The following is a 21,917-nucleotide window of genomic DNA, read 5'->3' on the forward strand; positions in this document are numbered from 1 at the left end:
CTATGTTAGCGCAACAAACACAATGGCAAGACCATATGTTGGGACGCTACCGCTTACAAAGGTTGTTGGGGCGGGGCGGGATGGGCGAAGTCTGGCTGGCGGAAGATACCGATCTCCAACGCCAGGTAGCGGTGAAACTGCTTTCGCCAGTTTTTCGCTCACAACAGACATACTTTCAAGCCTTCAATCGTGAAGCACGCCTGGTTGCCTCGCTTGAACACCCGCACATTCTTTCCGTCCATGATTTCGGCGAGTTTGCGCTTGCCGACGATGTGATAACGTATCTCATCATGCCCCTTATTTCTGGCGGATCACTTGAGACTCTCTTACGCGAACAGGGACAACCATTACCGCGCTCCATTGCGCTGCGTTATCTGCGCCAGGCTGCTGAGGCCATTGATTTCGCACACAGTAAACGGATATTGCATCGTGATATCAAGCCCGCCAATATGTTGCTGCAAGATCACTGGCTCTTCATCTCTGACTTCGGTATCGCGACGCTACTCACGACTCAGGCATTTCGCAGCCAGACAAAAGCTGGTTCGGGCACACCTCTCTATATGGCTCCTGAACAGAGCCTCGGCAAAGCACTCCCCGCCAGCGACCGCTATAGCCTGGCAGTCGTAGCCTACAAACTCCTCACAGGTCATGTCCCTTTCGAGGGCGATAGTCCCTTCGCCGTCGCGCTCAAACACATCCAGGACGTGCCGCCCTCACCACGCCAGTTCAATCCTGGGCTTTCCCAGGACATTGAGCACGTCCTCTTACGTGGCCTGGCAAAAGATCCTGATCAGCGCCCAGCCTCGTGCGTGGCCTTTGTTGATGAATTAGAACGCTTGCATCACCCACCGCATCTCGTTCCACGCGTTGAAAACGATCCAGCTTCGACCTTAATCAAACCCATGGCCGAACTACGCTCTTCTCCTCCTCAGGCAGGCGAAGCAGCCCACCGTGATCGATTACGCTCCCAGAACGCAAACAGCATTGGAGATCAGGCGGCACAAGAACAGTTAGCCACAACCGCTGGCGCGCTTCGGCCTCTCTCACGCCGCTCGCTTCTGCTTGGCGGAGCCGCCACTACCATACTCCTGGCTGGCGGAAGCTATGCCCTCGCTAACGCCTATCAACCAGAAGCAACACCGCACCGTGGGCCACAACGCCTGATTCCAGGTATTCCTCGCCTTAAGTTTACCGGCCATGCCGATAGTGTGAATAATGTGTGCTGGAACCCACAGGGGCGTTTTCTCGCATCTGGCAGTCTCGATACCCGGATCATGGTCTGGGACCCAACCCCTCTCTTACAGGCGCCGACAAAAACAACACAATCAGTTACACAGCCTGCTGCTCAATGGAAACTATTCGCGGAAAACTATCGCCATGACCTGGGCTGGTCCCCTGATGGCCGCTTTCTGGTAACCGTCCCTCGGGAGAGTGAGGCATCTGTTACGTATACCTTTGCCAGAACGGTTGCGACTATTGATGTCTTCGCACCCCGGGCTCGTATTGCTCTCAATAGTGATCGTAGCGGAAACTATGATACGATCAACGAGGTTTCCTCGCCTGCCTGGTCTCCTGATGGCAAGTCTATCGCTACCGTGACCGACCAGAACCAGATCGCTTTCTGGAATGCTCCCAGCACAACTAAGGGCCAGGGAATTATCAAGCTCTTTAATAATAGTGTTACGAGTGCCAAAGATTACTATGAAATCTCTGTTATTCGCTGGTCTCTCAACGGATCTCTCCTCCTTGGTTTGGACAACAAGTTTCACCTGCTCGCCTGGGATCTCCAGACGGGGAAACAGCAGGTATTCCCTCTTCCCGACCGCTCTGCTGCGCTCGAGGTATGGGCACAGACTCGCCAGACACTCAATATGCGCAGCTTGGCAACCTCGCCGGCTCAGCCCAATCAGATCCTCGTCGACGCCTTCGATGTCGCGGCCATCTTTGACCTTCAACAACACAAAATTGTTACGCTTTTGACCGTCGCCGACCCCATACTCAAAGGGTTACTCCAGGTTAGCAAACTCACATGGTCCTCCAATGGCCGCTATGTGGCTGGCTGCTACCTTGGCAGTAATCAGATCTACATCTGGGATCTCGCGAACTCGCGCTCTCACAGGACCAGCAACGGTTTCAAGTTGCCCGACCTATCCTTTGGCAAAAACAATGGACACAGTAGCGATATCTTCGACCTTTCCTGGTCACCTGATGGTCGTTTCCTGGCCTCTGCCTCCGCTGATCACTCAGTGATCATCTGGCAAGTCGATGCGGGATAGGTTTGTCAGATATAGGGTGCATCAATAGAGCGTCCTACGAGTAGACAAAGCAGTTCTCTTTTGAGTACACTAGAGATGGAAATAGATATATGTCGTGCGTCCTTCGAAAACGGTGACCATTCCTCCTCTTCCATGTTCTTGAAGGGAGCGAAGAAAAACATGAAGCAAGCTAGCAGTAAAGAAAGGAACCCTTCATGTCGCACCAGTATCATTTTCAGGTCGAAGATGTCACATGCGAGAAATGCGACGCCCGGATTCGTCAGGCACTTCTTGCGCTTCCTGGTACCCAACAGGTCGAACTCACACGTACACAGGACAACGAAGCTACCGTCATTTTGACGACAGCGGAAGACCTACCCACCACACACATTGAAACGGCAATTGAGCAACAATCAGCGGGAACATCTCATCAGTACAAGGTTCGTTGGGGAACAGCATAAAGAGCAATTAGAGAAGCGTTTTCCCCTAACGTCATCAATGGGGCGATAAACGCTTCTCCAGCCTTTATTTCTCCTGTGAGATGTGGAGAGAGAAGCCAGAGTATTCTTACTCTCTGTATCAAATGAGACAAAATCGCATTTACATGGCTGCGATCAGGATTTCCACTGATTCATGACAAAACCCCGCCTTTACCACACGTATGGCACCAACCGATAGTGTACCTTCTGTGTGTATTCACTATATCCGTCTAACTCTTGCTTGAGCATCTTTTCTTCGTCGAGGATGCGGAAGGCGAGCCCAATCACGCCAGGGATGAGGATGACAAGCCCCCACCAGGAGTCGAGCGCCAGGGGGATGCCTACCATCATGATCAGCGTTCCCACATACATTGGGTGCCGCACGAGCCCATAGAGACCGGTGGAGATGACTTTCTGGTCCGCCTCTACCGTGATGTTGGCGGCTGCATAACTATTCTGTATGACCACAAACATGGCGATACCAAGTCCAATCGCGACTAGAGCATCCCCAATCACTGAGACAGCCGTTGGCACTGGCGACCAGCCAAAACGATGGTCGAAGGCGCTGAATATCATCACCGCTGGCAGCGATAGGAGTGCGCCAGAGATAATAATTTTCTGCACTGTTCTGGTTTCCGCCGCTGGCCCAGCATGCATACGCCGCTCAAGGGCTGCCGGATTCTTCAGACTCAAGTAGATGCTAGGGACACTCGTCGAGAGGGTAAAGACGGCAATAAAAACCCATGCTTGCCAATAATTGAATGTCCACGCTGGCAAAAACAACACCAACCCAAACACTACAAGTCCAATAAGTCCTGTTCCTGCTGCTTGAAGGCCAGTCTTCATGATTGCTTCTCTCTTTTCTCGTCGCGCGTTCCCTTGGCTCATTCGCTTGCCAATTGGACGTGGAGGACGTGTTAAGACCTGTTGGGGGTCTTGTCCTTGTTCCCTTATAAGGAGCTTGTCCTGCTTCTCCTGTGAGGGTCTTTTCTCGCCGCGCGTTCTATCGGCTCAGTAGTGTGGCATCGCCGATTGGACGTGAAAGATATGTTGTAACCCCGTTAGGGAGCTTGTCCTGGATCTTCTTGCTGATTGTTCTCTCGTATCGCCTCAACCCAGAGTTGCGCCCCTTCGGCATTAGTTCGGTAGAAGGTGTACGGTGGCACGCCTAATACTCGCTCGATAGCATCCATGTAGACGACATGGGTAGTAACGATCTCTTCGATGAGGCGTTGATCATTGTCGCGCGTCTGGTCTAAGGCGAACAGTAATTCAGCATGCCTGTCTCCCATTCCTTGTAACAGGGTCACAATGACTTCCCCTGCGTTGTCAGGATAAGCGACGACAAAGCTGCCTTCCTGAATGCCTTGCCGGACTATCTCGTTGAGCAGTTGCGCTCGCTGTCTGGCAATCGCCTCAGTCACTCTGAGTCGCACAACGGCATTGCTATCGGAATACCAGACACGCCCAATCCTGACCACTTCCGCCTTGCGCTCCATTCTCAAACGGTCCAGCGTATCAAAGAAGCCCTGGAATTTTTCGCGGGCGCTCAGCTTAGGGTCATCAATGAGCTGTCGAAGCGGCTTCCCCGACTCTTCCTTGACCTGCTTGATGAAGGATTCTAACAAGGCTTCGCGCGAGGCGAAATAATGATGGAAGGCCCCTCTTGAGATTCGCACTTCCTCCAGGATATCCTGGATCGACATGCGTTCATACCCCTTGCTCAACATCAGTCGCTGGGCCGTATTGAGGATCTGTGCACGTTTGGCTGCGTATTGTTCTGGTCTAACGATTCGTGCCATTGCCTCTCCTCAGTCAATAAAAAGACACTCTGACTATTAATTATAGTCAACAAATTTCTCTTGTCAAGGTGTAAAAGAGCAGAGGTCTTTTCACCCAAAACGCCGCAGGATGCCCCTGCCCTTTCAGGCATGGGGAGGAATGCGGCGTTCCTTTGTCGGTGGCTTGGGTGGAATACGCCGTAGACATGCTCTCATCTGCTCATGTATTGTTGACAGTTAGATGAAAACTATGGTATAATTTAGCGTATGCAAACGGTAGTAACAGCGAAACTCAAATTAAATACAACGCCCGAGCAATTCAAGGCATTACGTACAACGCAACTGGCGTATCGGGATTCTCTCAATTATGTGAGCCAGTACGCCTTTGAGCATGGCAAGATGAGCAATGCTGTTCGTTTGCAAGATGCCACCTACGAAGAGATCCGCCTCCGTTTTCATCTGCCTTCGCAAATGGCCTGTTCTGTTCCTCGCCAAGTTGGTGCCTCGTATAAAACCCTCTGGACAAAGGTCAAGAACAATGCTGTTCATCGTAAGGAAGGGAAGACCAAGAAACGCTACAAAGGGCTTGATAAGGCTCCCAAGTTCATCTCCCCCACGTTGACCTATCAGTACAAGAAAGACTACACCTTCAAGAAAGAGCAGCAGGTGAGCATCCTGACCCTTGAGGGACGTGTTATCGTGCCCTATACTGGCTACAATAAGCATGTGGCATTGATCCAGCGTGGTACGGAGATTGGTGCATCGAAACTCTGGTATGACAAGCCCAAGAAACAATTTTACCTCCTTGTCTCTCTTGAAATTGAGACGGCTGATCCTACACCTGAAACACACAAGCAAGTCGTTGGCGTGGATGTGGGGATGCGATACCTTGCCGTCACGGCGACGATGCAAGGGGATTGCACCTTCCATTCAGGCAAACAGATTGTCCCCAAGGCAAACCACTCCGCACGACTGAGAAAACGTCTGCAAAAGAAAGGCACTCGTTCAGCGACAAGAAGGCTCGTTGCCATCAGTGGACGAGAGAGACGGTTGAAGCAGAATACCAATCATGTCGTGAGTAAGCGGATTGTCCTACAGCACCCTCAAAGCTTGATTGGACTGGAGCATCTGACAGATATTCGAGAGCGTACCAAACGACGCAAAGGCAAAAGTGCAAAACAGCGAAAAGCCAATCGTACCTTCTCCAAATGGTCCTTCGCTGAGTTGCATAGCATGATTGCCTATAAAGCGCTCTTGCATCGAAGTATGGCGATCAAGGTCGATGCCAACTCTACCTCGCAAGCGTGCCCCAAATGTGGGCACACCTGCAAAGAGAATAGACCCAACAAAGGATTGCTCTTCGTCTGTCAGAATTGTCAGTACACGCTCCATGCCGATCTGGTTGGTGCAAGAAACATTGCGATGCGAACGCTTCTTATCCGGCAAGACTGGAGAGGAACGGGCCTCTTGTCAGTACGCGCCTTCTGTGTCGGACGATGAAGCCAAAGCCGCACGCCTGAAAAGGTATGCTGAATTGCGGTGGAGTTCAGACACAACTCCAAGCCCTCGGCTTTAGCCGTAGGGTACTGACCGTAGTGTATAGCCACAAGGAGCAAAAAAAAACGGCTGGGAGAGCATAAGCTATCATATGCTTTCCCAGTCGTGTCTCTTCCATGTGCGCCTTACACGTGCTTATCTCTGACCACGATCCATCTCGCCAATAGCCTTGCTGACATCCGTCGGCTTATTGAATGTCTCATTGGGTAAGCGGTTCAGTGCTTGTTCGACTTGCGTATCGGCTCCATGTTGCTTGGCATAGTTGATCACTTCTTGTTTGTCGGCCGGATAGTCCATTCCCTTGAGGCACTTCTCGACCTGAGCGGGATTCGCTGGTTGTTGTGACATATCACTATTCTCCTATTTTCCTGTTTTTTCCAATACATGGTCGTATGTACGACGTGGAACACACGTCTGTGTTGTATCCACGCAATCATCTTGAAACAGAGGAGGTTCTGATTGCTTGCCGATTCTCGTTTCCTTCGCCGGTGCGGAAGAAAGGAGAACAGGAGGAAAGCTTTCTGCTCGCTCTGTCGTCCTTCATTAGTATGAAGAAGATGAAAAAATAGCATATGTTGGGGTATCAACCTAACAGAATGGACAGGACGAAGAAACTACACAAATGCAGTGGCAGCGTGTTTACTTAAAAAAGGCATGTGCCCATAAAAATGTCCCAATACCAGCGAGTTGAGCACATTGCTCATCGTTTGCAGTATCTCCAATCAACACGGCTTGTGCCAGATTGATTGTATGCGTTCGCGCCAGATCGAAAACCATTCCAGGTTGTGGCTTACGGCAAGGGCAGCCGGCGAGCGGATGATGCATACAGATGCGATAGTCACTGAGGCCTCTCCGGCATACATGCACGGAGGTTCCTGTTCCTCACCCACCGTTTCCGGCCTCTCCCGAAGGAGAAACCGGCTCTTGGTGGAGATAGGCAGGACTTTTCAGCCGACGCGCTCCGGCACGGGCAGCTCCGCTTTTGCGTCGAGCCACTAAGCCCATGCTTCGGGGCAAGGGCTGCCCCTCATTTGCACGTTGTTGAAGCTCCTCCATCACGGCTTGCAGGCGCGGCTCCGCACCTTCCCAGATAGGCTGGGTGATAGAGGGCATCGTTTGCTGCGGTTCCAGGTAGGCCAGCAAGAATGCCGAGTAGAGATCACGCTGCACCGGCCCGAATCTGCAAGGACATTGGTGCCAGCGCTCTGATCTTGGCTTCTTGTGATACTGCCCCGACTTCTGGCAGTACTGAGAGAGTCTGGTCTGGTAGGCTGAGGCTTCGTGCAGGGTGCCGCCAGTTTTTGCAACTATGCGAGTCAAATGCGCTAGAAACATCCCTGGTGCGCGAAGTCCGATGCTCCGACCATACTGCTTCTGCCATCCTTTGAACGAGGTTTTCTCTATGGTGATCGTGTTCCCCACCGAAGCGATGCGATGAGCCAGATTGCCATGCAGACTCTTGCGGTGTGCTGCGAGTCTGCGCTCAGTATTGGCGTGTTGTCTCCTGGTCGCCTGGTACCGCTTGCTCTCCTTCCAACGCAGGCGTTTGCCCGACTTCACCCGGCCTTGCTCATCGTAGTTTTCTGGATTGTTGGCACGGCGTTGCCGGTCCATTTTCCGTTGGATGCGCCGCTTTTTTCGGGCGTTCTGGGTTAATTCCTCGCAGAACGTGACCAGATCGGCTTTGCCCTCGCGCGGCACAATGGCAAGGCTGGAGGGGCCGATATCCAGACCAATCGTGTCGGTTCCGGTCTGCACGTGCTTTTTCTTGATGAGTGCGTGCCCCTCTAAGATGAGCTGGACGCGCATAGCGATTGCCATCGTGATCGGCCCCTTGAGCGGATGGCGAGGAAGCCTTGCGGCGGACCAGGCGGACATATTTGATCTTGTGGCGCATACCATGCTGGATCACGGGATCGTGCCAGTCGATGATCGCCGGAATGACCTCTTGGTTCCAGATCAAGAAGCCACCGTCTCCCGCATTGGGGTCCAGCACGAAGCGCATGCCGGCGTCGTTGCGTTTGCCCTCCACGCTATCAATGCCACGTCCCTTGCTGCGGAAGCGTACTCGTTTGGCTTTCCCAACACAGACCCGATTGACCGCCTGATAGGCGCGAGTCGCAAGGGTTTGAGCCATGGTGCTCTCGATGTGGTCGACGATCCAGGAGACACGGGCACGCTTGGCAGACTCGTGCATCTCATATTCCGAGAAGTGGTATTTTGTGCGTAAGGCAGAAAAAGCCTGAGCGCGTTTCTGTTTGTGCGAGTGTGGGAGAGCCCGCGCCTTGTTCCATGCCGGATCATTGCGCATGCATCGGAGCCGCTTCATGGCTTCAGCAAGCAGAGCGTTGTAGAGGCACCGAGCCGCTTCCAGGTGCGCACGTACATGGCGTTCCTGGCTCCAATCGACTTGGAGAGGGAGTTCAAGAAGAAAGGTCGGTGTCGCGGGCTCGCTTCATGACGTGCTTTGCCTTCCGATGCAGAGTATCTCTTGAGAAAGAGACGGGACAGCTGCCCGTCCCTCGTGTCTTTCCACACGTTCACATGTCTACACAGCTATTCCAGTTGGGCAGGCTTCTTCCGGTAACTCGACGACGTACCGTTCGGAAATGGATTCGTGAGAAGCAACTCCGTGCGATTACGTTAGGTCGAAGAGGAGGATACCGGATCCGGCGTTCTGACTGAAAGGAGTTTCGCGCGCAAGCGTGAGACAAGAGAAGACGATGATCTTTCTTCATCTTGTGGAGAACACAGTACGAAAGAAGAGTGATGCTTCCCCTCCACCCAACCAGCCCGAAAGGAACGCCCATTCATCCCCGCCTTAGAAAAAGCGGGGCTTTCTGGGCCGTTCTCTGTAATCACCTGCCCAACCACAGCATTGATCTGATCAAGAAAGCCTCGTGCTGTCGCTTCAGAGAGTTGCCCCAAAGCCACAGCTGCTTGATTGGTAATAACAAACACAGGTGTTCCGCGTAGAGGCAAAAGATGATCTCTCACACCTGGCAACAGCGTGACCTTCCCCGTCTCAGAGCAGGCGATCTCATCCTGCTCAAGGGCAAGTAATGTGCCGCCCAGGTCAAAGAAGTAGGCACTGTAGTGTTTTTCTATGATCATTGCTCCTGCTTTCGGGAAAGCTCTGCTGCGTGTCGCACGCTCTCCAATAAGATCCTGAGATCATCCGAGGTTGTGGTATCGTGAAGAATGCAAGCACGCAACGCAAACTGGCCGTGGAGGACAGTACTGGTGAGAAAGGCTTCTCCTGCCAATTGGAGCAAAGGAACCAGAGCACGGTTCATCTGCTCAATACCCTCCTCATCTCCTTTCCGTTCCAAGGGGAGGTAACGGAAACAGACGATAGACAGCGTCACTGGAGCAACACGTTCAAAGTCAGGAGCGGCATCAATCAGCGATGCCAGCTGCCGCGCAAGAGTATTGTGATGCTGGATACGCTGTACCAGACCCTGACGTCCCGTGGTTTGTAAGACCATCCATACCTTCAGTGCGCGAAAACCACGAGTTTGCTGGAAACCATACTCGGAGAACCAGGGGAGATTCGCAAAACCTTTGCCTTCTTCAAGCTGCAGATAGGGAGGGACAAGGCTAAAGGTTTCACGAAGCAGGTGTTTATCTGAAACCAGGGCACAACCACATTCGACGGGGACCGAGAGCCATTTGTGCGGATCGATGGCGACCGACTGCGCGCGTTCAAATCCCTCAAACAGGGGTGCAACCTGCGGATCCACTTTGCCGAACGCGCCATAGGCCCCATCCACATGCAACCAGAGTGACTCTTCTGCACACATATCTGCCAGGAGAGACAAAGGATCGATTGCCCCGGTATTGACCGTTCCTGCACTTGCCGCCACACAAAAAGGCTGCCGCCCCGCAGCTCGGTCAGCTTGAATGGCTGCTCGAAGTGCAGTCACATCCATCCGAAAGGTTGAATCGGTTGGAAGCAGGTGCAAGGAGTTGCTACCGAGGCCAAGCATCTCGGCAGCTTTGCGAATGCATCCGTGCCCTTCTTCCGAGAGATAGAGGACCAAATCTGGATTCTGTGCTTGCAGCCCTCGTTCCCGTACGTTCCATCCCGCTTCTTTCGCCGCCCAGAAGCGCGCTGCTGCCAGGCAGGTCAACGTTGCCATCGAGGCCCCACTCACGAAAAGCCCCATACTTTTCTCTTGAGGGAAACCGATCAATTCCATCAGCCAGCGGATGACGCTGTATTCTAGATAAATGGCCGCGTGATCTCCCCCTGCGCAGCTGGGATTGAGGGTCGCCGCCAAGAATTCAGCGAGAATGCCAGGTAGCGCGGGAGGCGAATTGACCCAGCCGAAAAAGCGAGGATGCCCATTGCCCATGGGATGGGTAAAAAGACGATCCCGAATAGTGACCAGCAGTTCTTCTGGCGGTATTCCCTCTTCGGACAAGTCCTGGGTCAGTAACGCCTGTCGCTCATCAGGAGTCATAGGGACGAATACAGGGCGATCTCGGAGAGTTTCCAGGTAATCGGCGGCCATATCGACTGCCAGATGGCCGAGTCGGCGAAACGTGACCAGATCCTCTACAAGAGGAGATACGAAGGAATCAGACATACAACGAACTCACTTATCTATGATGAACATGTGGAACGGGAGAGGGTGGAATCTCCATCACAAGGTAATAGGTGCAGGGCTTTTCCCCTAGATTGGTAAAAGCATGATGACAGTCTCCAGTATAATAGATACTGTCTCCGGCCTGGAGCAGATAGACAGTGCCGTTCAAGGTCAGTTGCAAGGTTCCTTCTTCGACAGCGATATATTCGCGTGAACCAGTGCCGTGAGGAAGAAAGACCCCCGCATCAACTCCTGGCAAGATGGTGGTACGCATAAACTCAAACTCTATTCCAGGCAAAACGGGAGAGAGAATGCGCCGCTCCCAACCTGACGGGTCTTGTACAACCTCTTGCTCCCTATGACGCAGAACAATCACCTTTGCTTGTTGTTCTTCTTCAAGAAACCGAGCGAGACTGGTTCCCAAGGCTGTTGCAATAGAATCAAGCACGAGGACGGATGGCACTTTTTTGCCGCGCTCAATATCAGAGAGCATGCTACTGCTGACTCCAGATTGTGAAGAAAGGACCTCAAGAGAGAGATGCCGACGGAGTCGTTCCGAACGAATACGCGCTCCTAAGTCAGTCAGATCAAGTCCACTCCCCAAACGTGGCATTGGTACTTCCATAACAAAATCACCTCCATAGAGAAATTATATTCGCTATAGAGGAATTTGACAAGAGAGAAGGTACGACCACTATTCCCTTTTTCTCAAATAACTCATGGATGTCGCTCTGTATGTCCTCTATGTCATAGGGCGGAGTGATAGCCGCTGACGTCATTCACGTCGTCCTAATTGTTCTCTCATCCTCTAGTGAATGGCTGACTTCCAATCTGCGGTCTCAGGATTCTTCTTGTCATAGAATGGGCGGCGACTGTGGACTATGGGTATGGTAAGGAAGTTATACTTCTTCGGCGGCGATGTCGTATCCCACTCCAGGGTAAAGCCGTCCCAGGGATCATTCCCTACCTTCTGACCCGACTTCATGCTTGTGACAAAGTTGCAGAGGAAGACCATGACCGCGATACCAATCAAGAAGGCTCCAATTGTCGACATCAGGTTCAATTCGTTCCAACCTAAATTCGCTGGATAGGTATAGACGCGACGTGGCATGCCCAGTAGCCCCAGGATATGCATGGGGAAGAATGCCAGGTTCATACCAATCATCATCAGCCAGAATTGAATATGTGCCAGCCTCTCATTCATCAATTTGCCGGTCATCTTGGGAAACCAGTAGAAGAGGCCCGCGAAGATTGCCATTACGCTACCACCGAAGAGCACGTAGTGAATGTGCGAGACCACAAAATAGCTGTCCGTGGCCTGGTAGTCAAAAGGCACAACAGCCAGCGCGGCCCCATTCAAACCACCGATGAGGAACATAGCAATAAAACCGAGCGCGAAGATCATAGGAGCTTTAAAGCTCAATTTCCCCTTGTAGATCGTTCCCAGCCAGTTGAAGATCTTTACGGCGGTTGGTACCGCGATGAGAACCGTGCTGGAGGCGAAGAACGCCTGTGCGACAGGTGGCAGACCAACGGCAAACATGTGATGTGCCCAGACAGTGAAACTCAAGAAGCCAATCGCCACACCAGACCACGCGATAAAAGTATAACCAAAGATGGGTTTGCGTGAGAAGACCGGCAAGACCTCCGAGACAATACCGAAAGCCGGCAGAATCAGGATATATACCTCAGGATGACCAAATGACCAGAACAAATGTTGCCACAGAAGCGGGTCACCACCATAGGCAAACTGATAGAAATGCGTCCCAAGATGGCGATCCAGCAGCAGCATCAGACTCGCCGCCGTCAGACTTGGCATTGCGAATAATATCAGAAACGCCATGACCAGGATCATCCACGTGAAGAGCGGTATACGGTTAATGCTCATGCCAGGCGCGCGCATCTTTAGAATCGTCACAACAAAGTTAAGCGATCCTGCGATTGAGGAGATGCCAAGCATGGTTATACCCAGAATCCAGAAATCCGCGTTCATCCCAGGTGTACACTGATAGGCATGGATACCGCAGGCATTTGCCGTCAGACTCAAAGGAGCGTACATGAACCAGCCCCCATTAGGGGCCACGCTCAACAGAAAGCTGGACTGTAAGAAGAGGCTACCAAAAAGCAAGATCCAGTACGCAAAGGCATTCATGCGCGGGAATGCCATATCGCGTGCTCCAAGCATCAGAGGTACAACATAGTTGCCCAGCCCCGACAATATCGGCATGACGAATAAGAAGATCATCGTCGTGCCGTGCATCGTGAAAATCTGGTTATATTCTTCGGGACTGAGCACTTTCCCATTGGGGACCGCCAGTTGTGCCCGAATGAAGAGTGCCTCCACACCGCCGATCAGGAAGAAGAAGAAAGCCGTGACAATGTACATGATGCCGATCTCTTTGTGATCGGTTGTCGTGAGCCAGCTACCAATATAGGTATCACTCAAGTGCCTCTCACGTACGCTCACTGACTCTCTATTACTAGTGCGAGTTGCCATATATGATTTCTCCAAAACATCTCTTCTATACCAACACTAGTAACATCACATACTTCATTTTATCTTTTAAGTATAGTCAATGCAATCTCAAGATATTCTCCCCTGTGTTTTAAGGATCAGTCACGTAAAAATATCACTCAACGTGATTCTAGGTGTTCCTAAAATGTTCTCACAATCTTCCTCACAGAAAAATCTCAACCTAATAGTCAAGAAGCGCACAACTCCTGAGAGTGACAATCTGTAGACACTCGACGACTTCGTCTTAGAGACAGCAAAGGATGATTGTCAGGATGACTAGGAACATGTGGTTCTAGAGTGAGGCATAGTACCTTGGCGATCTTCTCCCGAAAGGAGAACTATCATGGCTCAATACTCAACAAGATCATCGGCTCCTCGTGACTTGACGGAAGAGCGTATTGCAAGCCCTATCCCTCTTGGGCTGAGCGTTCTTGCACTGACTACGGCAATTCTTGGCTCCTGGTACGCTGGTTTTATTCTTCCATTTGGAAATCAAGGCGCCCTCAGAGCTATTGGACCGATCCTTCTCGTGGGAGGAGTTGTTCAAATTCTGGCTGGAATGTGGGAGTTCCGCAAAGGAAGTATGGAAGCGGCTACGCTCTTTACTTCGTATGGCGGCTTCCTCACAGCCCTTGGCGTGATCTTCATGCCAGGGTTTGGCATCTTAGCGAGCATGAGTACGGGAGTGCAGCATCTCCTCTTAGGGCTTTTCTACCTATGCTGGGCCATTCTTCTTGCGGTGACTCTCGTTGGATCACTCAGAATGAATATGGTCTACCTTGCGACCATTGGTTTGTTGTTTCTGGCCTACCTCTGTCTGGCTATCGGACACCTAACAGGATTTAACCGGGTGTGGCTTGGCATTGGTGGTTGGCTGGCTATCATCTGCGCACTCGTTGCCTGGTATGCGGCGGTTGCCAGTATGCTGCGTACTTCCGCTGGTATCACGCTGCCAACAGGCGGACGTGGACCTGTTGCGGTTGAATAAGCACGCATCGATGTTCAGCATGTTTTCTCGTACGTACCTAGAGCGATCGTCAGGTGGTACGAGAAAACATGCTCAAGAGGTAAGGTGCCGGAGATGAGTATTTTGCCTATCTCATCTCGCTCATACTAAAAGCTGCCCTTCTTTTCTTCCTTCTTGCAGGGTATATTCCCCATCACGGTCTGTTTTCCCGTTCAGGAAGAGTTCTCATTTTGCTGTGGAAACCAAATGTGCATAGTGCGAGGATCACACATACTGAACCAGCAATGCCTAGCGTCAGAGACGCTCCAATGTTCTGAGCGATCCAACCAGCACCAAGGTTGCCAAGTGGCGCGAGGCCAAACGCGGTCAGTATCCAAAGGCTGAGAACGCGCGAACGCATCTCCTGCGGCACCATCATTTGTAGGATGGTATTGGTAAGGGTTGAGGAGAGCACTGAGCACATACCTATACAAATGAGCAGGGCCAGGGAGAGTGGTAAACTGTTAGAGAGCGCAAAAGCCAGGCAAGCGCCTCCTCCCAGGCAACAGACAATCAACAAGATACGCGACCCATTTTGAATGCGTTGTGTCATCATGACCAGAATGATGGAACCAAGGAGAGCCCCAATACCTGCCGCAGAGTTCAATAAACCCAGCCCGGTGGCCCCGATATGGTAGATATTGTTGGCAAAGATTGGAAGCAGTGTCTGGTAGGGAAAAACCAGAAAGGCAATAAAGAATTGCAGCAAGAGCACGATTTGAGCCATAGGTCGCTGTCGCACGTAATACAGGCCATCGCGTAGGTCGCTCCACATACTTTTGTGCGCACTTTTGCGTTGCTCTCGATTGGCGGTGTGCATCAGGAGGAGTGGAATAATGACCGCAATATAGCTTAGAGCATTGAAGTAGTATGAGCCTGCGATCCCAAAGATGCCTACGGAGAGACCTCCAATAGCTGGACCGATCACACGCGAGAGATTAAATTGAGTTGAGTTGAGCGCGATGCCCTGCCTTAACTGCGATGGCGGTAACAGGTCGCCAACAAATGTTTGCCATGCGGGGAAGCCAACCGAACTGAATACCCCATTAAGCAGTGCAAGAAGAATAATCTGCCAGACAGTGATGATGTGTAAGGTGGTAAGAATGCCCATGAGAAGGGAGATGAGCATATAGAAGCACTGTGTAAAGAGGAGCAGATGGCGCCGATTGAAACGGTCAGCTATGACTCCCCCAATAGGGGAGAGGAGAAGGTTAGGCAATGTTGCTATGAAGGTGACCAGGCCAAGCAACAGGGCAGAATTGGTGAGTTGAAGCACTTGCCAACCTTGCCCAATAGATTGAATCCAAAAGCCAGCATTTGAAAGAAATGCTCCTACCCATAGAAGCGCGAAATTTTTTTCCGCTAATGGGCGTAGTGACGATGGGAAAGCAAAAGCTCGTGTTTGAACAAGGTGAGATGATTCCGAAAGTTTTTTAGTATCTTTTATATTCTCAATAGAGGGCGATAACATAAAATATCCTTGCTAGACTAAAAATGAGGATTTTGATGAAGAAACTTTACTTTTTATAGTGTAACCGGGTGGGTACGTGCATACAATGTATAAATTCTCTATAAACAAGGCGAATAAGGTATGCAAACATGAAAGATCGGAATCCACTGTTCCTTTTGCTCGGCCATAGACGAACGGAATTACGCCAGAGCCTAGTTCTTTTGCTGTTGTTTTCGTCTCGTGTTTTGCGACTAATGAACATGGAGGCGGAGGTTCATCTCCGGCATCAATGACCGGGCATTCCCTCCACTAATTCGGTAAATGACCCCAAACCAGGCTCATATAAGTTACCAGAGAGACTGTTTCTGGTGTCAATGACTATACAGAGCATTCATCAAGAATGGGGTCGGTTGTGAGGAGCATAAGTATTGTCAAGTTGACAATACCTAAATCAGACTGGAAAGCTGTCCCAAAAAGAACGACCCAACCCTCTTTAGATATGGTGATTATGGAAATAGTCACCCTCACCATGCCTCTCCTGAGAGAACGTGCAGAAAAATGGTTGACATTTAGCCAATGGAGATTTCTTTCTCCAGATAAAAGGAGCTTCCTATGAAATTGAACCATATCAATTTGACCGTTACTGACATCTCAGCAGCAACCCACTTTCTCGAAACATACTTTGGGTTACGTACACTAGCCGACAATCAGATGTTGACGGTGCTCACCGACGACGACAACCTGATTTTCACCTTGACAAAAGCTGGTCAGGTGAACTATCCCAACTCGTTTCATATCGGCTTTGTCCAGAAGAATGCAGAACAAGTCAACACGATCTATCACCAGCTGAAAGATGGTGGGTTTGAGATGAAACCACCACAGCGGAGTCACGCTATGCCTGGAGGAAAGTATGCCTGGAATTTTTATGTGCAAGCACCAGGCAGCTTTATGGTTGAGGTGCTCACCGCAGTTGATTGATCAGCTCGAGGGCATCTGCATACTCAAATGCAAGATTGATTGGTACAATCAATCTTGCACCCCTGGCTCAAGCAGAAGAGAAGTTTTTCCCTCACTATCCAAGTACAGCAAAATCCAATCAAGAAGCTCTAGAGCAACCTGCACACGCTGCTTAGTTTCCCCACAAAAGAATTGTTTTAGCAGCTCTTCGACATCAGGAGGTCCTTGTGATAAATCCTTGAGGTGCGCCCAGATTGATCCGTTAGGTGGAAGTGGCCTGTTATTTGCAGCCCATAGCCCCTCGATAACCTGCCAAGAAACTGTCCCAGCCGCGAAAGCTGCTTTCAACAGATGGCCCCCTCTCTCAGCTACACGTATTTTGAAGCGAGCAGCCTCTAGCCAGGAGGTGATTTTCTCCCGCTCTTGTTCAGAGATCCGGTAGGTCTCAAAACGTCTTTGCGCCTGTTCTTTCAGGCGCGCGAGGATTCCCTGCGGATCAAAGAAGATACGACCATCTAGATAGGCATAGACTTCCATTGGGTTCGTTTCGAGTTTGTACTGAGCTCCTGCCGCATCAGCATATCCCTGCTCAACCAGAACCCCCTGGCGCAACCCTCTATGAAACTCACGCCTGGCACCTGGAGTAAGAATGAAGCGTAGGTCAAGATCGGCTCCCGGCAAGGCATCACCTCTCGCGACGGAGCCAGTGAGCAGGATGCCAATGATCTCTTCCTGCCCAAATGCCTCTTCGATTATCTCTTGCAGGAGGGTCTGATACAACAAATCAGCATCTCCTTTCATAGGTTTTTATCTAGTATGTATCTCCTTATTCATGGATTTGCTCTCAATCGAGCCAAATTTCTCAATGCTCGACTTCTGCAAATGAATTAGTTGCACCCTCGCCAAGGACATCACGCGGCACATCTGGCGTGTGAGAAGCGTCAGGTTCGATGTTCATCATACCTCTCTCCTGCTGTTGGAACTGGGAGAGACTCGATCCGCAAACAAGCGAGACGATCTCTTGCCAATCCAGGTGTAGTTTTGCACTTGGTACAACACATTTCCCCTAGTATACTCTTCCCTGTGAGCAGAAAATGGTCCAATGCGCGTGATTGCCTGGAAGATGCTCTCTCGAAGAGGACCAGCAGAAGCTTCACCTACCAATGAGCGAGAGCTGTTCTTGCGAGAAAGACAAGCTCACGTTCATGCGGGGTTTCAGACACCTAGTGCAAATACAAGAGAAAAAGGAGATACAACATGGTGACTGTAGGGTTTCTCATTCGATATGAGGCAAAGCCCGGAAAAGAGGCGGATGTCGAGCGCGCCCTCAAAGAAGCGTTGGCAGCAATCCAGGAGGAGCCAGCAACGACCGCCTGGTTCGCGATCCGCCTGGGACCCTCGACGTTCGGCGTCTTCGATGCATTCCCGGACGAAGAAGGGAGGCTCGCACACTTCAATGCCCGTGCGGCGCAGTTGCAGGCGAGAGCTTCCGAACAGTTTGTCGAAGGGTCACTGGTCATGGAGAAGGTTGATATCCTGGCGGCCAAACTTCCTGGATAGAGGCTGCAAAGATCGTTATGTGCCGAAGGAAGCAGATGGAGTTTGAACCTCGCCAGGATCTTGAGGTCCTGGCGAGGTTTCCGTCGTTTTCCCACTAGAAACTGTGGCTATGGCGGCTATTTCAGCACGCCATCCGTCAACGCCCTGATGAAATACCGTTGCAAGAATAGGAAGAGGGGCTTTGCCATCGGCGCGGTCTGCACTACCCTTCTCGTATTTTTCTTTCTCTCTCGCTGGATTATCACCCCTTTTCAACATATGATTGTTGCCATGATGCAGGTGCAAGAAGGGAATCTGCACACTCGCTTTGTCACTGATGGAGAAGATGAAATCGCGCAGCTAGGGAATGCCTTTAACACGATGGTTGCGCGCTTGAATACACTCATTGAACGCGAATACGTCGCGACATTAAATCAACGCAATGCCGAATATCATGCGCTGCAGGCGCAAGTGCAACCGCACTTTCTTTACAGAGAACGTAGCGAGAAAGCCCCGGTCATTGATGCCTGTCACTTATACACAAATATGAAAGTTTGTAGAAGATCCTCAGAATGATGCGAGGGAAAGGTGTTGAAAAAACGCTCCTCGATGCACAATGATGTGCTTTCAGCTTGGCGAGACAAGCGACGTTTTCACCGAACGTGTGTCACCTCTCGTGTGGGGAAAAACGAGGCACCTGCAGCGCATCGCTTCCGTGTTCTTTCTCAAGATCGCATATTTGTGTATAAGTGTCAGCGCTTTAGCGCGGGGAGCTCTCAGATACTCAACCTCACAAGGAGGCTGTTGGCCTGGTTGAGTGGGTCATAGCGTCTATTGAACAGGAATATCATGCCAACATTAGCATCGCTCAGATCGCTCTGAAGCTCCCCGCGCTAAAGCGACGGGGGTTCCAGGAGTTCGGCCCACGCTTCCCGTCCTTCTCGCTTCAGCAAGAAAGCTGGCTCTAGTGGTGGTCCCCCTGAACTTTCGGGCAGACGCGCTCTCGCACGAGTCAAACCCATGCTTCGGGGCAAGGTCTGCCCCTCTTTCGCGCGTTGTGTGAGACGCTCGTGTGCTGCCCGCAGGCGCGCTTCCGCACCTTCCCAATACCCCTGGTATCGGGCACACGAGGGAATGGGGTCTGCTGGATCAAGGTAGGCAGCCAGAAACGCCGAATACAGGTCGCGTTGCACGGGACCCACGCCACACTCGCACTGATGCCAACGCTGCGAAAGCGGCTTCTTGAGCTTCTTGCCACAGCCATGACACCACTGGCTCAGCGCGGTGGTGCGTGTGGGGACTTCTACCAGGATGCCGCCCGTACTCTCAACGGTGCGCCTCAACAGTTCCACAAACATCCCTGGTGCTCGCAGTCCCACACTCTTCCCAAATTGCTTCTGCCATGCCTTATAGGAAATCTTTTCGATGATGATGGTGCTGCCCAGCTTCACCACTTCATGCACCTTGCGCCCATGCAGGCTCTTGCGGTGTGCCGCCAGCTTTCGCTCTTTGGTCACTTTGCGTTGCCGGGTGGCCTGGTAGCGCTTACTCTGCTTCCAGTGCAGCTTTTTCTTGCCTTGTTTTTTGATGCGCCCCTTCTCGTCGTAGTGCTCAGGATTGGCCGCCTTTCGTTGCCGATCCATCTGCCGTTGCAAGCGACGAATGGCTTTAGCATCAGGCGCCAGTTGTGCACAGAACACCTCCAGGCTTGCCTCTCCTTGCTGGGGAAAGAGGGCCAGGGTGGAGGGACCAAGGTCACCGCCAACAATACTCGTGCCAGCTGGGTGTTTTTTCTTTCGGTGGGGCTTGCCCTCCAGTGCGAGTTGCACGACATAGCGATAGCCCTCTTCATCAGCGCCCGCCGCTCTGGGGCTGCTGGCAGGACGCTGGATGAGGCGGGCAAACTTGATGCGGTGCCTGAGCCCATGGGTCACCACTTCATCCTTCCAATCGATGAGGGCGGGCAACTGGTCTCCGTTCCAGAGCAGAGACCCGGCGTTTCCCTCCTCGGGTGGTTGCAGAACGAAGCGCAGGCTGGTATCGTTGCGCTTATTCTCGAGACTGGAGAAGCCGCGTCCTCGGCTCTTGAAACGCACGCGTTTCGCTTTCCCCAGGCAGGCGCGATTGAGGGCACGATAGGCGCGGGTGGCCAGGGTTTGGGCCAGCACGGCCTCGATGTGCTCGGCAATCCAGCCCACGCGCAGCCCCTTGACCGCTTCATGCAGGGCGACTTCGGAGAAGCCATACGTTTTGCGCAAGGCGGAGAAGGCGGCGGCTCGTTCCGCTTTGTGGGTGCGAGGAAGGGCACGAGCCTCTTGCCAGGCGAGGTCAGCCCGCATGCGGCGCAGGCGCCTCTGTCCTTGGGAGAGGATGGCATTGTAGAGCTGACGAGCGGCTTCCAGGTGAGCACGCAGGCGGGTGGCTTGCCCTGCATTGACGACCAGGGGCAGTTCGAGCAGAAAGGTGGGGGTGGCAGGCCGTTTCTCCTGCTGTTCCTTCTTCTTGCGTTGTCCCTGACACTTCTTCGACATTCTGGCCCCTTCTTCAATCTCGTACGTGCGATTGATCCTCGCACGTCTATTGTACCAGAGAGTCGAGAAGAACACAAGTTCTAGAAGGCTGGCTTTTTCCGGTCCTCACGCTCACGCGGGGGTGGCGATTCATCCCCGGCATCAATGACCGGGGCTTTCTCGCCACCTTCTCTGTAAAAAGCGAGACAAAAATATCACGCCTGCCCAAGTGGAACAACAACCATAGTTGTTTTCGTGACGTCTCCGCATGGTCTAAAGATCAGCGGCTTCTCGTAAGTATCCCTTTCTCCTTATAGGCCAATAGAGAAGGATCGCTCAATAGCTTCAGACCTTTACTGGCAACGCTGCTCTATGAGGGCTTCTTGACGGCTTCTATGCAAAGCTCAATGCGCGTGTCGTATCCGACAAGAGAGATGCCCATGTCCAAGACCTGGTTGAAGTGCATACCAAACATGCGCCGGTCGATGGTAGCCACTGAGAGGAGGCCAAGTCGCCAGCCATCGCTAAAGGGATCGCGTGCGTAGCCATTGAAATCTGTTTGAAAACTGACAGTATGCGTAATGCCACGCAAGGCCAGGTTACCAGTGATAACACAGCTTTTGGAGGTAGTACGCCTGACTCGCGTGCTCTCAAAGGTAATTGTAGGATATTGTTCGACGTCAAAGAAATCAGCAGAGCGCAGGTGTATATCTCTCTGCTCAATACTCGTTGAGAGGCTAGCCGTGTTGACCGATGCCTTTACCCAAGAATTTTCCGGTTGCTGGGTATCCAGATAAATACTTCCCTGTACCTCGTTAAATCGTCCTTTGACGACATTAATCATTAGATGTTTCACGGAAAATTCAACGAGCGTGTGATAAGGATCAATGTCCCAGTACATAGAGATACTCCTACAAAGATGGCCAAACTCCACAAAGCGTAGATACGTGCGTGAGAGAGGAGAGATCGACCCCTTCTTCTTACTTCGTCTCTTTACCCTGGGTATGTCATATATTTAGCGGTTGTGTCGCTTTAAAAGCAGTGCCGCGCAGTTTCTCGCTTACATTTGGGCGAATAGGTCTTCTGCGTTTTCTACATGCGCTCTCTCCTCCTTCGAGAATAGTATATTCTAAAACTTCACTACGCTATAAAAGTGAGGCAAGCTCACAGACTGAGATGACGACTCCTCATGGCTAAAGCAATATCAGCCACGATCATCCTACATGGCAACAAATGTTTTCCTTATTACCTAAACATGGTTTCTGTGCTATACTTT

Annotated in this window: 19 protein-coding genes and 1 pseudogene; 7 read left to right on the plus strand and 13 right to left on the minus strand. The window is 51.7% G+C overall.

The window, feature by feature from the left end; genetic code table 11:
• Positions 1–2: 2 nt before the first annotated feature.
• Positions 3–2,276, plus strand: a complete 2,274-nt coding sequence (locus KRAC_RS61980; protein WP_007909734.1) for a WD40 repeat domain-containing serine/threonine protein kinase — start codon at positions 3–5, stop codon at positions 2,274–2,276.
• A gap of 194 nt (positions 2,277–2,470) precedes the next feature.
• Positions 2,471–2,716: a heavy-metal-associated domain-containing protein gene (locus KRAC_RS18875; RefSeq protein ID WP_007909736.1), complete on the plus strand. Its 246-nt coding sequence runs from the start codon at positions 2,471–2,473 to the stop codon at positions 2,714–2,716.
• 189 nt (positions 2,717–2,905) lie between these two features.
• Here KRAC_RS18875 and KRAC_RS18880 read toward each other — a convergent pair whose 3' ends face one another.
• Positions 2,906–3,580: a methyltransferase family protein gene (locus KRAC_RS18880; RefSeq protein ID WP_007909738.1), complete on the minus strand. Its 675-nt coding sequence runs from the start codon at positions 3,578–3,580 to the stop codon at positions 2,906–2,908.
• 215 nt (positions 3,581–3,795) lie between these two features.
• Positions 3,796–4,536 (minus strand): TetR/AcrR family transcriptional regulator, encoded by a 741-nt coding sequence (locus tag KRAC_RS18885; protein ID WP_007909740.1) that lies wholly within the window; start codon positions 4,534–4,536, stop codon positions 3,796–3,798.
• A gap of 246 nt (positions 4,537–4,782) precedes the next feature.
• On the opposite strand from KRAC_RS18885, the gene KRAC_RS18890 reads away from it, so the two are divergent.
• Positions 4,783–6,015, plus strand: coding sequence for an RNA-guided endonuclease InsQ/TnpB family protein (locus KRAC_RS18890; RefSeq protein WP_007909741.1), 1,233 nt, complete (start codon positions 4,783–4,785; stop codon positions 6,013–6,015).
• Between the two features lie 192 nt (positions 6,016–6,207).
• On the opposite strand, the gene KRAC_RS18895 is transcribed toward KRAC_RS18890, so the two are convergent.
• The 7 genes and pseudogenes from KRAC_RS18895 to ctaD form a co-directional block, all read right to left on the minus strand.
• On the minus strand, positions 6,208–6,420 hold the full coding sequence (locus KRAC_RS18895) for a DUF2795 domain-containing protein (RefSeq protein ID WP_007909742.1): 213 nt from the start codon (positions 6,418–6,420) through the stop codon (positions 6,208–6,210).
• 291 nt (positions 6,421–6,711) lie between these two features.
• Positions 6,712–6,897, minus strand: coding sequence for an HAD hydrolase-like protein (locus tag KRAC_RS79540; RefSeq protein ID WP_085954414.1), 186 nt, complete (start codon positions 6,895–6,897; stop codon positions 6,712–6,714).
• Between the two features lie 57 nt (positions 6,898–6,954).
• Positions 6,955–8,515, minus strand: a pseudogene (locus tag KRAC_RS66175) (nuclease/transposase family protein); the annotation flags it as partial.
• Positions 8,516–8,715: 200 nt separating this feature from the next.
• Entirely contained in the window at positions 8,716–9,186 is a 471-nt protein-coding gene (locus KRAC_RS18915) for an HAD family hydrolase (protein WP_040443859.1), read from the minus strand.
• A complete protein-coding gene (locus tag KRAC_RS18920) occupies positions 9,183–10,664 on the minus strand; it encodes a pyridoxal phosphate-dependent decarboxylase family protein (protein ID WP_007909743.1) in 1,482 nt (493 codons plus the stop codon). The genes KRAC_RS18915 and KRAC_RS18920 overlap by 4 nt, the downstream gene beginning before the upstream one ends.
• A gap of 13 nt (positions 10,665–10,677) precedes the next feature.
• A complete protein-coding gene (locus KRAC_RS18925) occupies positions 10,678–11,289 on the minus strand; it encodes a helix-turn-helix domain-containing protein (protein ID WP_007909744.1) in 612 nt (203 codons plus the stop codon).
• Positions 11,290–11,472: 183 nt separating this feature from the next.
• Positions 11,473–13,161, minus strand: coding sequence for a cytochrome c oxidase subunit I (gene ctaD / locus KRAC_RS18930; RefSeq protein ID WP_007909746.1), 1,689 nt, complete (start codon positions 13,159–13,161; stop codon positions 11,473–11,475).
• A 361-nt stretch (positions 13,162–13,522) separates the two neighbouring features.
• Here ctaD and KRAC_RS18935 point away from each other — a divergent pair, with 361 nt between their 5' ends.
• The gene (locus KRAC_RS18935) at positions 13,523–14,167 is read left to right on the plus strand and encodes an acetate uptake transporter (protein WP_007909748.1); all 645 of its coding nucleotides are present in this window, start codon (positions 13,523–13,525) and stop codon (positions 14,165–14,167) included.
• 172 nt (positions 14,168–14,339) lie between these two features.
• Here the strand turns inward: KRAC_RS18935 and KRAC_RS18940 are convergent, their stop codons facing one another.
• Positions 14,340–15,656, minus strand: a complete 1,317-nt coding sequence (locus KRAC_RS18940) for an MFS transporter (protein WP_007909750.1) — start codon at positions 15,654–15,656, stop codon at positions 14,340–14,342.
• 591 nt (positions 15,657–16,247) lie between these two features.
• Between KRAC_RS18940 and KRAC_RS18945 the strand changes: the two genes are divergently transcribed.
• Positions 16,248–16,613 (plus strand): VOC family protein, encoded by a 366-nt coding sequence (locus KRAC_RS18945; RefSeq protein WP_007909754.1) that lies wholly within the window; start codon positions 16,248–16,250, stop codon positions 16,611–16,613.
• Positions 16,614–16,661: 48 nt separating this feature from the next.
• On the opposite strand, the gene KRAC_RS18950 is transcribed toward KRAC_RS18945, so the two are convergent.
• Positions 16,662–17,375 (minus strand): nucleotidyltransferase domain-containing protein, encoded by a 714-nt coding sequence (locus KRAC_RS18950; RefSeq protein ID WP_007909755.1) that lies wholly within the window; start codon positions 17,373–17,375, stop codon positions 16,662–16,664.
• 474 nt (positions 17,376–17,849) lie between these two features.
• Here KRAC_RS18950 and KRAC_RS18955 point away from each other — a divergent pair, with 474 nt between their 5' ends.
• Together KRAC_RS18955 and KRAC_RS18960 are read left to right on the plus strand one after the other, a co-directional pair.
• Positions 17,850–18,152 (plus strand): putative quinol monooxygenase, encoded by a 303-nt coding sequence (locus KRAC_RS18955; RefSeq protein ID WP_007909757.1) that lies wholly within the window; start codon positions 17,850–17,852, stop codon positions 18,150–18,152.
• A 42-nt stretch (positions 18,153–18,194) separates the two neighbouring features.
• Positions 18,195–18,707 carry a sensor histidine kinase gene (locus KRAC_RS18960; RefSeq protein WP_040443863.1) on the plus strand — a complete coding sequence of 171 codons (513 nt, stop codon included), beginning with the start codon at positions 18,195–18,197 and terminating at the stop codon, positions 18,705–18,707.
• Between the two features lie 317 nt (positions 18,708–19,024).
• Here the strand turns inward: KRAC_RS18960 and KRAC_RS18965 are convergent, their stop codons facing one another.
• The gene (locus tag KRAC_RS18965) at positions 19,025–20,662 is read right to left on the minus strand and encodes a zinc ribbon domain-containing protein (RefSeq protein ID WP_007909758.1); all 1,638 of its coding nucleotides are present in this window, start codon (positions 20,660–20,662) and stop codon (positions 19,025–19,027) included.
• A gap of 349 nt (positions 20,663–21,011) precedes the next feature.
• Positions 21,012–21,542, minus strand: a complete 531-nt coding sequence (locus tag KRAC_RS18970; RefSeq protein WP_007909759.1) for a YceI family protein — start codon at positions 21,540–21,542, stop codon at positions 21,012–21,014.
• Between the last annotated feature and the right edge of the window lie 375 nt (positions 21,543–21,917).

The sequence above is a fragment of the Ktedonobacter racemifer DSM 44963 genome (assembly GCF_000178855.1).
GTDB classification, from domain to species: Bacteria; Chloroflexota; Ktedonobacteria; order Ktedonobacterales; family Ktedonobacteraceae; genus Ktedonobacter; species Ktedonobacter racemifer.

What these genes read in the sequence shown, in the direction of transcription:
- KRAC_RS18945 (WP_007909754.1), top strand. Translation starts at nt 16,248, where the DNA reads ATGAAATTGAACCATATCAATTTGACCGTTACTGACATCTCAGCAGCA.
- ctaD (WP_007909746.1), bottom strand. Translation starts at nt 13,161, where the DNA reads ATGGCAACTCGCACTAGTAATAGAGAGTCAGTGAGCGTACGTGAGAGG.
- KRAC_RS18940 (WP_007909750.1), bottom strand. Translation starts at nt 15,656, where the DNA reads ATGTTATCGCCCTCTATTGAGAATATAAAAGATACTAAAAAACTTTCG.
- KRAC_RS18965 (WP_007909758.1), bottom strand. Translation starts at nt 20,662, where the DNA reads ATGTCGAAGAAGTGTCAGGGACAACGCAAGAAGAAGGAACAGCAGGAG.
- KRAC_RS18895 (WP_007909742.1), bottom strand. Translation starts at nt 6,420, where the DNA reads ATGTCACAACAACCAGCGAATCCCGCTCAGGTCGAGAAGTGCCTCAAG.
- KRAC_RS18925 (WP_007909744.1), bottom strand. Translation starts at nt 11,289, where the DNA reads ATGGAAGTACCAATGCCACGTTTGGGGAGTGGACTTGATCTGACTGAC.
- KRAC_RS18920 (WP_007909743.1), bottom strand. Translation starts at nt 10,664, where the DNA reads ATGTCTGATTCCTTCGTATCTCCTCTTGTAGAGGATCTGGTCACGTTT.
- KRAC_RS18955 (WP_007909757.1), top strand. Translation starts at nt 17,850, where the DNA reads ATGGTGACTGTAGGGTTTCTCATTCGATATGAGGCAAAGCCCGGAAAA.
- KRAC_RS18890 (WP_007909741.1), top strand. Translation starts at nt 4,783, where the DNA reads ATGCAAACGGTAGTAACAGCGAAACTCAAATTAAATACAACGCCCGAG.
- KRAC_RS18915 (WP_040443859.1), bottom strand. Translation starts at nt 9,186, where the DNA reads ATGATCATAGAAAAACACTACAGTGCCTACTTCTTTGACCTGGGCGGC.
- KRAC_RS18880 (WP_007909738.1), bottom strand. Translation starts at nt 3,580, where the DNA reads ATGAAGACTGGCCTTCAAGCAGCAGGAACAGGACTTATTGGACTTGTA.
- KRAC_RS18885 (WP_007909740.1), bottom strand. Translation starts at nt 4,536, where the DNA reads ATGGCACGAATCGTTAGACCAGAACAATACGCAGCCAAACGTGCACAG.
- KRAC_RS18935 (WP_007909748.1), top strand. Translation starts at nt 13,523, where the DNA reads ATGGCTCAATACTCAACAAGATCATCGGCTCCTCGTGACTTGACGGAA.
- KRAC_RS61980 (WP_007909734.1), top strand. Translation starts at nt 3, where the DNA reads ATGTTAGCGCAACAAACACAATGGCAAGACCATATGTTGGGACGCTAC.
- KRAC_RS79540 (WP_085954414.1), bottom strand. Translation starts at nt 6,897, where the DNA reads ATGCATCATCCGCTCGCCGGCTGCCCTTGCCGTAAGCCACAACCTGGA.
- KRAC_RS18970 (WP_007909759.1), bottom strand. Translation starts at nt 21,542, where the DNA reads ATGTACTGGGACATTGATCCTTATCACACGCTCGTTGAATTTTCCGTG.
- KRAC_RS18875 (WP_007909736.1), top strand. Translation starts at nt 2,471, where the DNA reads ATGTCGCACCAGTATCATTTTCAGGTCGAAGATGTCACATGCGAGAAA.